We start from the raw sequence: 14,507 nt of genomic DNA, 5'->3' as shown, positions 1-14,507 counted from the left end.
GCCCTCCCAAGGTCACGTGGATGTCTCAGCAGACGTGACGGGATCGGCACACGAACCCGAGAACGGCCACCGCGACGGGAAAGGCTAGTGGAGACGTACAGGGCCGGACAGCGAATTTACGAGATCTTCCGACCGATCAGGCAAGCGTCAGGGAAGGCGCTCCAGGAGGTCGCCGATCTCGACGCGGGCGCCGGTGTAGAAAGGCACCTCCTCGCGTACGTGACGGCGGGTCTCGGAGCCGCGGAGGTGGCGCATCAGGTCGACGATGCGGGAGAGGTCGTCGGCCTCGAAGGCCAGCATCCACTCGTAGTCACCGAGGGCGAAGGACGGGACGGTGTTGGCCCGTACGTCCGGGTAGTCGCGGGCCATCTGGCCGTGCTCGGCGAGGAGGCGGCGGCGCTCCTTGTCGTCGAGGAGGTACCACTCGTAGGAGCGGATGAACGGGTAGACCGCGACGTAGTCGTGGGTGCGCTCGTCGGCGAGGAAGGCGGGCAGGTGGCTCCGGTTGAACTCGGCGGGACGGTGCAGCGCCATCTGCGACCAGACCGGCACGAGCCGGCCACCGAAGGCGGTGCGGCGCAGGCGGTGGTAGGCCGACTGGAGCTTGTCGGAGGACTCAGCGTGCAGCCAGAACATCACGTCGGCGTCGGCACGCAGGCCGGCCACGTCGTAGGTGCCGCGCACCACGATGTCCTCGCCCGCGAAGGCGGCGAAGAGCTCCTCGACCTCGACCGCCTCGGCCTTGCGGTCGGCGTCGCCGAGGGTCTCCTCGAGGGAGAAGACCGACCACATCGTGTAGCGGATCGTGTCGTTGAGCTCGTTGATCTTGGCTGCGTTTGACTTGATGTCGGCCTGCGGGTCGGTCATGCCCCCATTTTGCGCTACGGCCGTTCGCCGATCGCCTCCGGGCTCCATCGTCCGGCCTCTAGGGTGTGGGCATGCTGCCGCTGCGTACCCGCATCTTCGCCTTCCTCCAGGAGCGCCTGGTCAAGACACCGCTGAACGCCGAGGAGATGATCGCCCTGCGCGCTCAGCGCGAGGGGCTCCGCACCGGGCCGGTCACCGCGTTCCTCTTCGGCCGTCCCGCGGATGTCGAGATCAAGGAGACGTACGTCGACGGGCGCCGTTTCGCGATCTACACGCCTCATGACGTCAGCGAGTCTGCGCCGGTCGTCATCAACTTCCACGGCGGCGGCTGGTGTCTCGGGACGCCGGAGCAGAGCGCGTGGGTCTCCTCGCACGTGGCCGCGGGGACCGGGGCGATCGTGGTCGCGCCGTCCTACCGACTGGCGCCGGAGCATCCGTTCCCGGCTGCCGTCGAGGACGCCTGGGCGACCGTGGAGTGGGTCGCCAAACACGCCGCTGACCTGGGCGGAGACCCGTCCCGGATCGCGGTGATGGGCGACAGCGCCGGCGGCAACCTGGCGGCCGTGGTCTCCCTGATGGCACGCGACGCGGGCGGTCCCGCCATCGGTGCGCAGGTGCTGATCTATCCGGCGGTGGAGATGTACGAGAAGTTCCCCTCCGAGGCGGCCAACGCCAACGGACCGGTGCTCACCTCGACGCAGATGAGCACGTTCGGCCACCTCTACATGGGCGAGCGCTACGGGGACGAGTCCTGGCAGGCCTCTCCCCTGCGTGCTGCGTCGCACGCCGACCTGCCGCAGGCGCACATCATCACGGCGCTGCACGATCCGATCCGCGACCACGGCACGCGGTATGCCGATGCCCTCCGTGCTGCCGGGACCTCCGTCTCCCTCGTGGACTACGACACCGCGTTCCACGGGTTCATGGCGCTCCCCGGCGTCGCGCCGGCCGCCCGAGAGGCTCTCGACGGGATCATCGAGTTCCTGCGCGAACGCTCCTGGTAGGCCCTCACGGGGCGATGTCGGCCGCGGCGCGATGAGCTGAGCCGATCGTGGCGGGAATCCCGACGCCGTCGTAGGAGGCCCCGGCGAGGGCCAGGCCTGGCACGCCCCGGAGCCCTTGGCGGATGCGGGCGACGCGGTCGAGGTGGCCGACCGGATACTGCGGGAGGGCGTCGGTCCAGCGCTGGACGTGCACGTCGGTCGGCCTGGCGGTGATGCCGGCGATCTGCTCCAGGGCAGCCAGGGAGTCGGCGACGAGCCGGTCGTCGTCGTCAGAGGGTGGCTCGCCGTGGCGTCCGATGGAGGTACGCAGGTAGTTGCCGCGCTCCCCCACCCAGGCCCACTTCGCAAAGGAGAAGGTGGAGGCCTTGATCGCGCAGTCCTCGACGGGTGGGACGAGGAATCCGGACCTGCCGGCCAGCTCCGCGGGGAGGTCAGAGAAGGCGAAGGTCACCACGGCGACGCTCGCGGTCTCGATCCCGGACAGCTCGCGCGCGACCGAAGGAGCGGTCGAGCGGAGCAGCTTCGTGGCGACCGGAGCGGGGGTCGCGACCACGACGGCATCTGCGGCCTCCACCTCGCCGCCGCTCTCGATCAGGAAACCCTGCGGGGTCCTGGTGACGGTGTCGACGGGGGTGTCGAGCCGGATGTCGAGGCCCTCGGCGAGGAACGCGGGCAACCGGGACATGCCGCCGTCGATTCCGGCGAACACCGGGACCGTCGAGCTCGGGAGCGCGGCGGCGGCCTCCAGCAGCGACCCCTTCTCGGCCAGCATGAAGAGCTGCGGGGCGGCCGCCTTCACCGAGATCGCGCGGGCGTGGCCTGCGTAGACACCCGCGAGCAGCGGGTCCGCCAGCCGATCGGCCGTCTCGTCGCCGAAGCGTGCGGCGATGAAGTCACCGACCGAGATGTCCTCGTCCGTCTTCGCAGGTGGGAGCGTGGGTTCGCGGCGTACGACCTCCAGGGTCTCCTCCGAGAGAAGACCCGATGACTCCAGCGCGGCCAGGTCGAGGGGTACACCCATGATCGACCGCGGAATCGGCCGCAGCGCACCGCGCGACCAGATCGAGGACTTCGCGTCGGTCGGGTGGACCACGTCGAGGCCGAGCTCACGAGCCAGGGATACGCCCTCGGGCCGGCGGTTGAGCATCGCCTCGGCGCCGACGTCGACCGTCTGCCCGGCCACGGACTCCCCGCGGATCTTTCCCCCGACCCGGTCGGATGCCTCCAGCACCGTGACCCGGTGGCCCTTCAGCGACAGATCGCGGGCCGCGGTCAGCCCGGCGATCCCTGCTCCGACGACGATGACACGCACAGGAGAAGTCTCGCATCCCCCCGATCGCCTGGATCAGGTGAGCCGCTCGACCGCTTCCTTGGCCTCGAGCAGCCCCGCACCGGTCGCCTCCCGGTAGACCTTGATGGCCTCGATCTTCTTGCCCGCGCGCGCCAGCGCGACGACCTCGTCCTGGCGCGGCGCCGGCGGCTCCTCCAGTCCCGCCTGCTTCAGCAGCAGGTCAACCTTGTCCTCGAGCCTGTCGAGCCGGCGGGTGACCTGCGCTCGAGTTCTGCTCGCCGACGACTCGATCACGAAGTAGAGCAGGATCAGACCGACGAGGGTTACGACTCCGAAGGTATCCACAGCCGCACCCTAGTGCCGAGGCGTCACCCCCGTCGGCCGAGATGGCACCGAAGTGCCCACTCGGCCGACGTAAGTGCCGTCTCGGCCGACGTACCTGACGTCTCGGCGGGAGGGGGTCAGCTGGCCAGCTTTCCGAAGTTGGAGCGGTGGAAGACGAGGGGCTGGCCGGCGCCGTGGTCGGCGGCGTGGAGCTGGAGGAGTACGACGATGTGGTCGCCGGCCTCGACCTCGCGGTAGACGGTGCAGTCGAACTGCGCGAGGCCCTCGTCGAGGGTGAGGGCTCCGTCGAGTGACGAGCTGACGACGAGGCCGTCGAAGCGGGAGTCGACGGGGCCGGCGAGCTGGCGGCAGACCTCGCCATGGTGTTCGGCGAGGACGGTGACACCCAGGTGCGAGGAGCGCCGCAGGTCGGGCCAGGTCTTCGAGGTCCGGGCCACGGAGAAGGAGACCAGCGGCGGGTCCAGGGACACCGAGGTGAACGACGACGCGGCCAGTCCGACGGGACGGCCGTCGACCACCGCGGCGACCGCCACCACCCCGCTGGGGAAGACCCCGAAGGCCTGCCGCAACGCGGCTGGGTCGAGATCCTGATTCGTACGCAGCGGACCGGTCATCACGCCACCACCTCTCTCGCGGGCACAGCCCGCGCCTCGTCGACGGCCGTGTCCCGCAGCCTCTCGCCACGGGTCTCCGGCAGCAGCCACATGCAGGTCAGACTGATCACGGCGACCACGACGTTGTAGCCGGCCACCCACCACAGCGAGCGGTCATCGGAGAGCGCCACCAGGCCGGCCGCGATCAGCGGCGTCAGCCCGGAGGCCACCACTCCTGAGATCTGGTAGAGCGCGTTGAGCGCGGAGAACCGGTAGCGGGTGTCGAACAGCTCGCTCCAGAACGCCGCCAGCGGCCCGTAGACGGTGCCGTAGACCAAACCGAGCCCACCGACGAAGGCCGCCACCGACGGCACCACCGCACCGGACTGCACCGCGGCCGCGACCGGGAAGGCGATCACCAGCCCCAGCACGGCCCCGACCGTGTAGACCGGCCGCCGACCGAACCGATCGCTCAGCGCTCCGGAGACGACGGTCATGACCACACCCAGCAGCGCGCCGGCCATGATCGCGTTGAGCACCACCGACCGGCTCAGGCCCGCATCCGCCACCGCGTACGAGAGCAGGAAGACCGAGTAGAGGTTGTACGTGAACCCCTCCACGAACCGGGTCCCCATCCCGAGCAGCAGCGTGCGCGGCTGACGCCGGAAGAGCTCCCCGACCGGCAGCTTGGACACCTTCTTCTCGGCCTGCACCTCTTGAAACGAAGGCGTCTCCATGATCGAGAGCCGGATCCAGGCGCCGATGGCGAGCAGCACGATCGAGATCAGGAAGCAGACCCGCCATCCCCACGCCAGGAACGCCTCGTCGGGCAGCTGCGACGCCACCGCGAACGCCCCGGAGGCGAGCACCAGCCCACCCGGGACGCCGATGTGCGCGAAGCTGCCGTAGAACCCGCGGCGCCCGGCTGGTGCGTACTCGGTGGCCAGCAGCACGGCGCCGCCGTACTCACCACCGACGCCGATGCCCTGCAGGATCCGGAGCACCACGAGCGCGATCGGAGCCAGCACCCCGATGGAGTCGTACGTCGGGAGCAGCCCGACCAGCGACGTACCCACTCCCATGATCACGAGCGTCCAGATCAGCATGGTCTTGCGACCGATCCGGTCGCCGAAGTGGCCGAAGATCAGCCCTCCGACCGGGCGGGCCAGGAACCCCACGGCGAAGGTGCCGAAGGAGGCGAAGGTCGCCGCGGTGCCGCTGAGCCCGTTGAAGTAGAGCTTGTCGAAGACGAGGCCGGCGGCGGTGCCGTAGAGGAAGAAGTCGTACCACTCGATGGTGGCGCCGACCGAGGCCGCGAGCGCGACCCGCTTCGGATTGGCGGTGCCCTTGGCGGTGACAGCAGACATCCGGATCCTCCCTACTGGGCCGCGGCACCGAAGGGCACCGCTGCCCCGCGGCCGGCGACAGGAGCGGGATGGGACCACAGGCCCCGACGCGCGAGCTCGGGCAGCACGCCCTCGCCGAACCAGTAGGACTCCTCCAGGTGCGGATAGCCGGAGAGCACGAACTCGGAGATCCCGACGGAGTGGTAGGCCTCGATCAGGTCGGCGATCTCGGTGTAGGAGCCGACCAGCGCGGTCCCGGCACCACCGCGGACCAGGCCGACGCCCGCCCACAGGTTGGGGTAGACCTCGAGCCCGTCGCGCGAGCCCTGGTTGAGCTCCAGCATCCGCCGTTGACCCTCCGAGACGCTGCGGGAGAGCCCTGCCTGGACCCGCGCGATGTCCTCGTCCGAGATGTTCTCCAGCAGCCGGTCTGCCTCCGCCCACGCGGCCGACGAGGTCTCGCGGGCGATCGAGTGCAGCCGGATGCCGAAGCGGAGCTCTCGCCCGCGGTCGGCGGCGAGCTTCTGGACCTTCGCGACTTTCTCCGCGACCGCGGCCGGCGGCTCGCCCCAGGTCAGGTAGACGTCGGCGTAGTCGGCGGCGACCTCCAGGGCGGCAGGCGAGGAGCCGCCGAAGTAGACGTCCGGGACCGGCGTCGGCCGCTGCTCGAGGCGCGCGTTCTCCACCGAGAGATGCGCCCCGGAGAAGGTCACCGTCTCCCCCGCCCACAGCCGGCGGACGATGTGCAGGAACTCCCCGCACCGCTCGTACCGCTCGTCCTTGGACAAGAAGTCGCCGTACATCCGCTGCTCGTGGTCCTCACCTCCGGTGACGACGTTGAGGAGCAGCCGCTGCCCGGACAGGTTCTGGAAGGTGCCCGCCATCTGCGCGGCCAGGTAGGGCGAGACCGAGTCGGGCCGGAAGGCGACGAGGAACTTCAGCCGCTCCGAGAGGGAGCTGAGCATCGCGGTCGTCACCCAGGCGTCCTCGCACCAGGCGCCGGTCGGCGTCAGCGCCGCCTCGAAGCCGAGCTGCTCGGCGCTGCGGGCGATCTGGCCGAGGTAGGGCACCGTCGCCGGCCGGCCCGACGCCAGCGCGCTGACGCCGTGGCCGCCGCCGATCACATGACGGCCGTCGCCGCCGTTGGTCGGGAGGAACCAGTGGAACTTGAGGGTGCTCATCGCTGCTGCCTTTCGAGTGGGATGTGTGGGGATGTGTGGGGATGTGTCAGATCTGCCCGTGCCGTGGTGGCGGTGTGCCGTCGACGGCCCAGCGCCCGAGGTGCTGGACCTTCCAGGCGGCCGGGTCGTGGAGGGTGTGGGTGCGCGCGTTGCGCCAGTGGCGGTCGAGGTTGGTGGACGTCAGCGCCGCCCGGGTGCCAGAGACCTCGAGCAGCCGACTGGCGACGTCGACCGACACCTTCGCCGTCGACGCGCGGGCAGCCGCCACGGCCAGGCTCGCCTCCGCGGCCGATGCCTCGGTCAGGTCCGCGTCGGCCTCATCCACGCGTCGCGCCGCCTCGGCGAGGAGCGCTTCGGCGCTGCGTACGGCCAGCTCCATCTCGCCGAAGGCTTGGACGACCAGCGGGTCCTGCGCAGCCGTCTCGACCCCGGCGAGCGCGACGGCGTCGGCGTAGGGACGGGACTTCGTGCGTACAAACTCGGAGGCCTCGTCCAGCGCGCGCCGGGCGATCCCGGCGTCGATGGCCGCGTGCAGCAGCTGCGCGAAGGCGCCGTAGGTCGTCGGTACGTCGAACGTGACGGAGAACGGCGTCACCCACTCCTCGGCCACGGCGACGTCGGTGAGGCGCACCGTGCCGGACCCGGTCGTACGCTGCCCGACGGCGTCCCAGTCGTCGACGATCTCGACGCCGGGAGTCTCCGTGCGGACCCACGCGACCTGCAGTGGTCCGTCGACGTCACGCCGCGCGAGCACGGCGAGATAGTCGGCGAAGAGCGAGCCGGTGCAGTAGAACTTCTCGCCGTTCAGCAGCCACTCCCCCTCCTCCCGAGCGGGCGTGAGGGTCGTACGGATGTCGCGAACGTGCTTGGTGCCGAACTCCGACTGCGCGTTGGCGACCAGCGCCCCGGCCCGCACTTCGCTGTAGATCCGCTGCTGCTGCTCGCGGGTGCCGTTCAGCCGGAGCTGGTTGAGGAAGACGAAGTGGCTGTGCGGGACCTGGCCGACGTTGGGATCACCCCACGAGACCAGCCGAAACACCTCCGCCACGATCGTGGCCGGGAGCGCCGGACCGCCGAACTCGAGCGGGACGGTGAGCGCGCCGAGCCCGGCGGCGGCGTACGCCTTGACCTGGTCGTAGGGCAGCGCCCTGACCCGGTCGCGTCCGCCGTCGCCGAGCGCGAGCTCGTCGGCCAGCCGCCGCGCCACCAGCGGCGCGGTCTCGGCATCGAGTCGGGCGATCTCCGTCGTGCTCAAGCCACGGGCTCCAGCTGCTGCGCCTCGAGCTCGCGCACGATCGGCAGGACGCGCTGGCCGAAGTACTCGACGTCCTCGAGGTAGTGCAGGAAGCCGCCGAGGATCAGGTCGGCGCCGGCCCTCTTGAGCTCGACGATCCGCTCGGCGACCTGCTCGGGCGTGCCGATCAGGCCGGTCCGGAAGCCGTCGTTGTACTGCACCAGGTCCTCGAAGCTGGAGTCCTGCCACATCCCGGTCTTGTCGCCGGTCGACTGCCCGGCCTGCTTGACCGCGGAGCCGAAGCCCTCGACGGCCTCACGATCGGCCTTGTCGATGATCTCCCTGAGGGTGTCGTGCGCCTCCTTCTCGGTGTCGCGGGCGACGATGAAGCCGTTGATCCCGAACCGGACCCGGCGTCCCAGCGGCCCGGCGACCGCGTTGACGTCCTGAATCTGTGCGGCGAGGCCCTCGGGGGTGTTGCCGTTGGCGAAGTACCAGTCCGAGACGCGGCCGGCCATCGCCTTGGCGTCGGAGGAGTTGCCGCCCTGGAAGATCTCCGGGTGCGGACGGCCCTCGCAGGCCAGCGGCTTCGGCTTCAGGTCGAAGTCGTGCAGCCGGTAGAAGTCGCCGTTGAGCTCGGCGGCGTCGCTCGTCCAGATCTCGCGGAGGTAGCGGATGAACTCCTCCGAGCGGCGGTAGCGCTCGCCGTGCTCGAGCCACGGCTCGCCGAGCTGGGTGAACTCGTTCTTGAACCAGCCCGAGACGACGTTCACGGCCGCGCGCCCGCCGGAGATGTGGTCGGCGGTGGCCAGGAACTTGGCGAGTACGCCGGGCTGCCAGAGCCCCGGGTGGACGGCGGCGATCACCTTGAGCCGCTCGGTGGCCAGCAGCAGCGCGAGGGAGAACGAGGTGGACTCGTGCTGGTAGGCCGCGCCGTAGGAGGCCATGTAGCGCACCTGGGACAGGGCGTACTCGAAGCCGTTGTTCTCGGCCAGCTGCGCGAGCTTCTTGTTGTAGTCGTAGCTCCAGTCGGTGCGCTGCTCGATCTTGCTCACCACGAGGCCGCCGCTGACGTTGGGCACCCAGTAGGCGAACTTCAGGGGCTCGGTTGCCGGTGAAGTCATGCTGGTCTCCTTGGATCGCTAATGTCTACTAAACTTATCTGATTAAACAGGCGACGGGACCGGATCTTCCGATGTGGACCACCGGAAGACCCGATCCCGTGATAGGTGCCGCCTATCAGGCGGCGTCGGGGCGAGAGGCCCTACTGATCACCGAAGGCCGGCTCACGTGTACCAGGTCGGCGCGGGGATCTCCCCGAGCAGCGCGTAGCGGCCCACCTCGGCCCGCTTGTGCGCGACCGGGTCGTGCAGCGAGTGGGTGCGGATGTTGCGCCAGAAGATGTCCAGGCCGACCTTGTTGGAGGTCGCCCGGGCGCCGGTGAGGTCGTAGACCTTGGTGCCGATCTCGAGACCGGCATCGATCGCGACCTGCTTGGCCGCCGCGATCACGACCGCCGCCTCACCACGCTCCTGCTCGGTGACCTCGTCGGCGTGCGCATTGATGGCCTCGATCAGGCCGGCCGCCCGTTCGGCCAGCGCCTGGGCCGCCCACAGCTTCGAAGTGAGGTCGCCGTACGTCTCCTGGATGTAGAACTCCTCGCTCCCGGTCTCCTTGACGTCTCCGGCGTAGGGCCAGGCGCGGGTGGTGTCGCGGGTGTAGGTCGCGGCGGTCGTCAGGGCGCCCTCCGCGATCCCGAGGTAGAAGTTGGTGAAGATGAGCTGGATGATCGGCACGTTGAGCGTGTTGTAGACCCGCGGAACGAAGTCGTACGTCCCGTCCTCCTGCTTCACGTAGCCGGCCGCGGACTCCCAGGGGACCCGCACGCCGTTGATCTCGACGCCACCGGACTCGGTGAGCCGCTGGCCGAGGTTGTCCCAGTCGCCGGCGAAGACGATCGCCTCCTGCTGGGTCGGGACGATCGCGAAGACATGCTTCTCGGTGCCCTCGATGACGCCTTCGAGCACGGTCAGGTCGGAGATCCTGCCGCCGGTCGAGAACGACTTGCGGCCGGTGAAGACGAGCTCGTCGCCCTCGACCTTGATCACCAGGTCGTCGTCGCGCGGGTTGACCGCACCGCCGAAGAAGAAGTTGTTCTCGGTGTAGAGCTGCTCGACGGCGGCGATCTGCTCCGGTGTGCCGACCAGCCGCGCGGCCCAGGCCCACAGGTAGTGGTAGCCGAGCAGCTGCCCGATCGAGCCGTCGCCCGCGGCGACCGCCCGGACCACGCGCAGCGCGGTCGTCCAGTCCTGGCCGGCGCCACCGTGCTCTGCGGGGCCGAGCAGGGTGACCAGGCCGCTCTCCTTGAGCAGGTTCACCTCGTACGTCGGAACCTGGTTGGCCCGGTCGCGGGCGACCGCGTCCACGGAGAGCCTGGTGGCCACCTCGCGGGCACGGTCGACCCAGCCCTCCGAGGTCGTGGGTGCCGCGCCGAACTCCGTGGCGTTGCGTACAGCTTCGGTTGTCATCGCGCCCTCTCAGTCTTGCGTCGTGAACGTTTCCGTCTTTAGTCGACCAAGTTACTGAAGAATGGACGATGTGAGGCCGGCTGGACGCCAGCGATCACCGATCACCCGCTCGGGATGACCGATCACCGACCGACGAGAGGACAGCGTGAGGATCGAGCAGCTGGAGTACATCGCGGCCGTGACCCAGTACGGCTCGCTGCGCCGCGCGAGCGAGCGGCTCCACATCTCCCAACCCGCCCTGAGCGAGGCGATCACCAAGCTCGAGCGCGAGCTCGGTGTCACGCTGCTCGACCGGCGCCGCGCCGGGGCACGGATCAGCCGCGAGGGCCAGGACCTGCTGCACTCCATGGCCGACGTCCTCGAGGCCGTCGACCGCCTCCGCCTGGCCGCCGGCGACAAGAACGCCGGGGTCAGCTCGGTGCGGGTCGGCACCGTCCACGCCGGCACCTCGACCGTGCTGCTACCCACGTTGCGGCGATTCGCCGACGAGCATCCGCGAACGAGCGTCGAGGTGCGCACCATGGTGCAGGAGGACATCTACCTCGCCCTCGTCGAGGGCACGATCGACATCGGCCTGGTCAACCTGCTCGACGGCGACGATTTGCCGCCGACGGTCGAGGGCAGCGTGCTTCTCCACGGACGGCCGATCGTCGTGCTGCCCGCGGGCCACCCGCTCGCCTCCCGCGACGAGATCACCGTCGAGGAGCTCCGCGAGGAGCCGTTCGTCGGCATGCGCTCGGGCTATCTGATGTATCGGTTCGCCCACCGCGTCTTCGGTCGCGACCTCCCCCACCACTGGCACGCCACCGACGGCGCCGAGATGGGCAAGATGATGGTCGGCGAGGGCCTCGGACTGACCCTGCTGCCGGACTACAGCGTCGTCGGCGACCCGCGCGAGACCGGCGGGCACATCACCGTACGTCCCCTCGCCGGGGACCGCTCGCGGGTGACGATGGTCGCGGTCCGACGGCACAACGCACGTACGACCTCCGGGGCGCGCAGCCTCCTCGACCTGCTCGCCGAGACGGCTGCCCGCTCTCAGCCGTCGACTCAGCCCTCGGCCGGCTCGTAGCTCTGTACGAACTCGGTGAGCCGGGCGAGCTGGTCGGGGTCCGTGGTCGGGATGACGCCGTGGCCGAGGTTGAAGATGTGGCTCTTGGCGCGCCGCCCGGTCTCGATGATCTTCCCGGCCTGCTCGAGCATCACCTCGGTGGGCGCGAAGACGAGGGCGGGGTCGAGGTTGCCCTGGACTCCGAAGTCGTCGCCGAGCTGGGTGATCGCCCAGTCCAGCGGCGTACGCCAGTCGACACCGACGACCTCGGCACCGGCGCTGCCCATCAGCGGAAGGAGCATGGCGGAGTTGACGCCGAAGTGGATCCGCGGGACGCCGAGCTCGCCGATCCGGGTCATCACCTGGGTGGAGTAGGGCAGCACGTGGCGCTCGTAGTCGGCGGGCGTGCAGGCGCCGGCCCAGGAGTCGAAGAGCTGCACCGCGGAGGCACCCGCGCGGACCTGGACCTCCAGGAACGCGCCGGAGATCCCGGCGATCTTGCGCATCAGGGCGTCCCACACGTCGGGGGCACCGAACATGAGCGCCTTGGTCTTGGCGTACTCCTTCGAGGGGCCGCCCTCGACCAGGTAGGAGGCGACCGTGAACGGGGCGCCGGCGAAGCCGATCAGCGGGGTGCCGCCGTTGATGCCCGCCAGCTCACCGGTGAGGTTCTGGACCGCCTCGGTGATGTAGGTGACGTGCTCCGGCGTCAGGTCCGGGATCGCCTCGACGTCGGCCAGGGTGCGCACCGGGTTGGCGATGACCGGGCCGACACCGGGCTTGATGTCGAGGTCGACCCCGACCGCCTTCAGCGGCAGCACGATGTCGGAGAAGAAGATGGCCGCGTCGACCCCGTAGCGGCGTACGGGCTGCAGGGTGATCTCGGTGATCAGGTCGGCGTCCTGGCAGGACTCGAGCATGCCGATGCCCTCGCGGACCTTCAGATACTCGGGCAGCGACCGGCCGGCCTGGCGCATGAACCACACCGGCGTACGGCTCGGCTTCTGCCCTGCGAGTGCCTGCAGGAACGGGGAAGATGCGAGCAGGTCGGGGGTCTTCCCAGAGGTGTGTTCAGCGGCCACCTGGCAATGGTCCCATCCGGTGCGGCGTGTACGCACATCGCGAATCGCGCAGAAGACATACCCTGTTCACATGGTCGTCCGTGGAGAGTCGCGTCCCGCCGCGGGACCGGAGACCGGTCCTGCCGTGTTCCGGTCCGCCGCGGAAGGGATGCGCGCCGCGACCTTCAGACCCGAGGTGCTGGCCGAGGAGATGCCGGCGCCCCAGCGGATCGCTCCGTACGCCGCGGCGCTCTCCGCCGAGGTGACCGTCGACGACGTCGACGTGGCGACCGGACGGCTGATCCTGCTGCACGACCCCGACGGCAACGACGCCTGGGGCACGGTGCACGGACTGCCTGGCACGTTCCGCCTGGTGGCATACGCCCGGGCCGATATCGACGTCGAGCACATCAGCGACCCGCTGCTGGGTGAGGTCGGCTGGTCCTGGCTCCTGGACGCCCTGTCCGGTCACGGCGCCGAGCACGTCGCCGCCGCGGGCACCGTGACCCGCGTCGCCACCGAGTCCTACGGCGGGATGGCCGATGAGGACGGCACTGCGCAGATCGAGATCCGCGCCTCCTGGACGCCGGTCGGCACGGCCTCGGGCGACCTGGACCTGCGACCACACACCGAGGCATGGGGCGAGCTGCTCTGCACGGCCGCGGGACTTCCTCCGGTGCCGGAGGGCGTCACCGTCATACCGAGCCGGCGAGGGCAGCGAGGCGCGTGATCGAGGACAACACCGAGGCCGAGACGGGGCCGGACACACCAGAAGATGCTGCTCCGGCGCCACTACTGACCCTGCGCGACGGGCTGCCTCCGGTGACCGACACCGACGAAGGCCTGGTCAAGGCCGCCGCGGCCATCGCCGCCGGCTCGGGTCCGGTCGGGATCGATGCCGAGCGCGCCTCCGGCTACCGCTACTCCAACCGCGCCTACCTGATCCAGCTGCGCCGTGAAGGCTCCGGGATCTGGCTGATCGACCCGATCGGGCTGACCACGATGCAGCCGTTGGTCGACGCGCTCGAGGGCACCGAGTGGATCCTGCACGCCGCCACCCAGGACCTCCCCTGTCTCAGCGACCTCGGCCTGCACCCCTCCGCCCTCTTCGACACCGAGCTCGCGGGGCGGCTGCTGGGCTATCCGCGCGTCGGGCTCGGCACCCTGGTCGAGACGGTGCTGGGCTTCACCATGCTCAAGGAGCACTCCGCGGCCGACTGGTCGACCCGTCCGCTTCCGGACGCCTGGCTGGAGTACGCCGCGCTCGACGTCGAGGTGCTCGTCGAGCTGCGCGAAGCGCTGGCTGCCGAGCTCGTCGCGCAGGGCAAGGACGCCTGGGCCCGGCAGGAGTTCGACTGGCTGCGCGGGTTCGAGGCGCCGGTGCGTACGGATGCCTGGCGACGCACCTCCGGCATGCACCGCGTCCGCGGCCGCCGCGGCCTCGCCGCGGTGCGTGAGCTGTGGACCGAGCGCGACCGGATCGCGCAGCAGCGTGACGTCACCCCGAGCCGGATCATTCCCGACGCCGCGATCGTCGCCGCCGCGCAGGACCTCCCGCAGGAGAAGGCCGCGCTGCTCGGACTGAAGGGCTTCCACGGCCGTGGCGCCGAGCGCTACGTGACCTCCTGGGTGAAGGCGCTCAACCGCGCGGTCACGATGGAGGAGGACGAGCTCCCGGTGCGGTCGCCGCGCTCCGACGGTCCTCCCCCGCCGCGCGCGTGGGCCGACAAGGATCCCGTCGCCGCCCGTCGTCTCACGCTGGCACGTGAGTCGGTCAACGCCCTCGCCGAGGCCCGCAACCTCCCCGCCGAGAACCTGCTCACTCCCGACTTCCTGCGCCGTGCCATGTGGACGCCCCCGAAGACCCGCGACCCCGGCGCCCTGCTCGACGGCATCATCGAGCTGCTCTCCGGCTTCGGCGCCCGCGGCTGGCAGATCGCCCTCACCGCCCCGCTCCTCACCGACGCCGTCCTTCACGCGGACATCGAGCCCTGACCTCTCGACCG

At 70.2% G+C, this 14,507-nt stretch carries 14 protein-coding genes; 4 read left to right on the top strand and 10 right to left on the bottom strand.

From position 1 onward, the window contains the following. Positions 1-147: 147 nt before the first annotated feature. Entirely contained in the window at positions 148-867 is a 720-nt protein-coding gene (hemQ, locus tag AB0F44_RS09555; protein ID WP_350660553.1) for a hydrogen peroxide-dependent heme synthase, read from the bottom strand. A 71-nt stretch (positions 868-938) separates the two neighbouring features. On the opposite strand from hemQ, the gene AB0F44_RS09550 reads away from it, so the two are divergent. Beyond that, positions 939-1,871 (top strand): alpha/beta hydrolase, encoded by a 933-nt coding sequence (locus tag AB0F44_RS09550; RefSeq protein ID WP_357354798.1) that lies wholly within the window; start codon positions 939-941, stop codon positions 1,869-1,871. Between the two features lie 4 nt (positions 1,872-1,875). On the opposite strand, the gene hemG is transcribed toward AB0F44_RS09550, so the two are convergent. From hemG to AB0F44_RS09510, 8 genes are all read right to left on the bottom strand, one after another. Beyond that, positions 1,876-3,183 carry a protoporphyrinogen oxidase gene (gene hemG / locus AB0F44_RS09545; protein ID WP_357354796.1) on the bottom strand — a complete coding sequence of 436 codons (1,308 nt, stop codon included), beginning with the start codon at positions 3,181-3,183 and terminating at the stop codon, positions 1,876-1,878. Positions 3,184-3,216: 33 nt separating this feature from the next. Next, entirely contained in the window at positions 3,217-3,507 is a 291-nt protein-coding gene (locus AB0F44_RS09540; protein WP_357354794.1) for a ribosomal protein L7/L12, read from the bottom strand. A 116-nt stretch (positions 3,508-3,623) separates the two neighbouring features. Then, complete coding sequence (locus AB0F44_RS09535) at positions 3,624-4,121, bottom strand: flavin reductase family protein (RefSeq protein ID WP_357354792.1); 498 nt, start codon at positions 4,119-4,121, stop codon at positions 3,624-3,626. Continuing rightward, the gene (locus AB0F44_RS09530; RefSeq protein WP_357354790.1) at positions 4,121-5,467 is read right to left on the bottom strand and encodes an MFS transporter; all 1,347 of its coding nucleotides are present in this window, start codon (positions 5,465-5,467) and stop codon (positions 4,121-4,123) included. Before AB0F44_RS09530 ends, AB0F44_RS09535 begins: the two co-directional genes overlap by 1 nt. A gap of 11 nt (positions 5,468-5,478) precedes the next feature. After that, a complete protein-coding gene (locus AB0F44_RS09525; protein ID WP_357354788.1) occupies positions 5,479-6,627 on the bottom strand; it encodes an LLM class flavin-dependent oxidoreductase in 1,149 nt (382 codons plus the stop codon). A gap of 46 nt (positions 6,628-6,673) precedes the next feature. Continuing rightward, complete coding sequence (locus tag AB0F44_RS09520) at positions 6,674-7,882, bottom strand: SfnB family sulfur acquisition oxidoreductase (RefSeq protein ID WP_357354786.1); 1,209 nt, start codon at positions 7,880-7,882, stop codon at positions 6,674-6,676. After that, complete coding sequence (gene sfnG, locus AB0F44_RS09515; protein ID WP_357354784.1) at positions 7,879-8,985, bottom strand: dimethylsulfone monooxygenase SfnG; 1,107 nt, start codon at positions 8,983-8,985, stop codon at positions 7,879-7,881. Before sfnG ends, AB0F44_RS09520 begins: the two co-directional genes overlap by 4 nt. Positions 8,986-9,147: 162 nt before the next feature. Further along, complete coding sequence (locus AB0F44_RS09510; protein WP_357354782.1) at positions 9,148-10,389, bottom strand: acyl-CoA dehydrogenase family protein; 1,242 nt, start codon at positions 10,387-10,389, stop codon at positions 9,148-9,150. Positions 10,390-10,534: 145 nt separating this feature from the next. Here AB0F44_RS09510 and AB0F44_RS09505 point away from each other — a divergent pair, with 145 nt between their 5' ends. Continuing rightward, the gene (locus AB0F44_RS09505; RefSeq protein ID WP_357354780.1) at positions 10,535-11,461 is read left to right on the top strand and encodes a LysR family transcriptional regulator; all 927 of its coding nucleotides are present in this window, start codon (positions 10,535-10,537) and stop codon (positions 11,459-11,461) included. On the opposite strand, the gene hemE is transcribed toward AB0F44_RS09505, so the two are convergent. Next, positions 11,440-12,522, bottom strand: coding sequence for a uroporphyrinogen decarboxylase (gene hemE, locus AB0F44_RS09500; protein ID WP_357354778.1), 1,083 nt, complete (start codon positions 12,520-12,522; stop codon positions 11,440-11,442). The genes AB0F44_RS09505 and hemE overlap by 22 nt on opposite strands. 70 nt (positions 12,523-12,592) lie before the next feature. On the opposite strand from hemE, the gene AB0F44_RS09495 reads away from it, so the two are divergent. Further along, a complete protein-coding gene (locus AB0F44_RS09495; protein WP_350660578.1) occupies positions 12,593-13,231 on the top strand; it encodes a DUF3000 domain-containing protein in 639 nt (212 codons plus the stop codon). Then, the gene (locus AB0F44_RS09490; protein ID WP_357354776.1) at positions 13,228-14,496 is read left to right on the top strand and encodes a ribonuclease D; all 1,269 of its coding nucleotides are present in this window, start codon (positions 13,228-13,230) and stop codon (positions 14,494-14,496) included. Before AB0F44_RS09495 ends, AB0F44_RS09490 begins: the two co-directional genes overlap by 4 nt. Positions 14,497-14,507: the final 11 nt, after the last annotated feature.

This window comes from Nocardioides sp. NPDC023903 (genome assembly GCF_040639295.1).
Classification (GTDB): Bacteria; Actinomycetota; Actinomycetes; order Propionibacteriales; family Nocardioidaceae; genus Nocardioides.
Note: the sequence above shows the minus strand (reverse complement) of the source record. Positions and strands in the feature narration are given on the sequence as shown.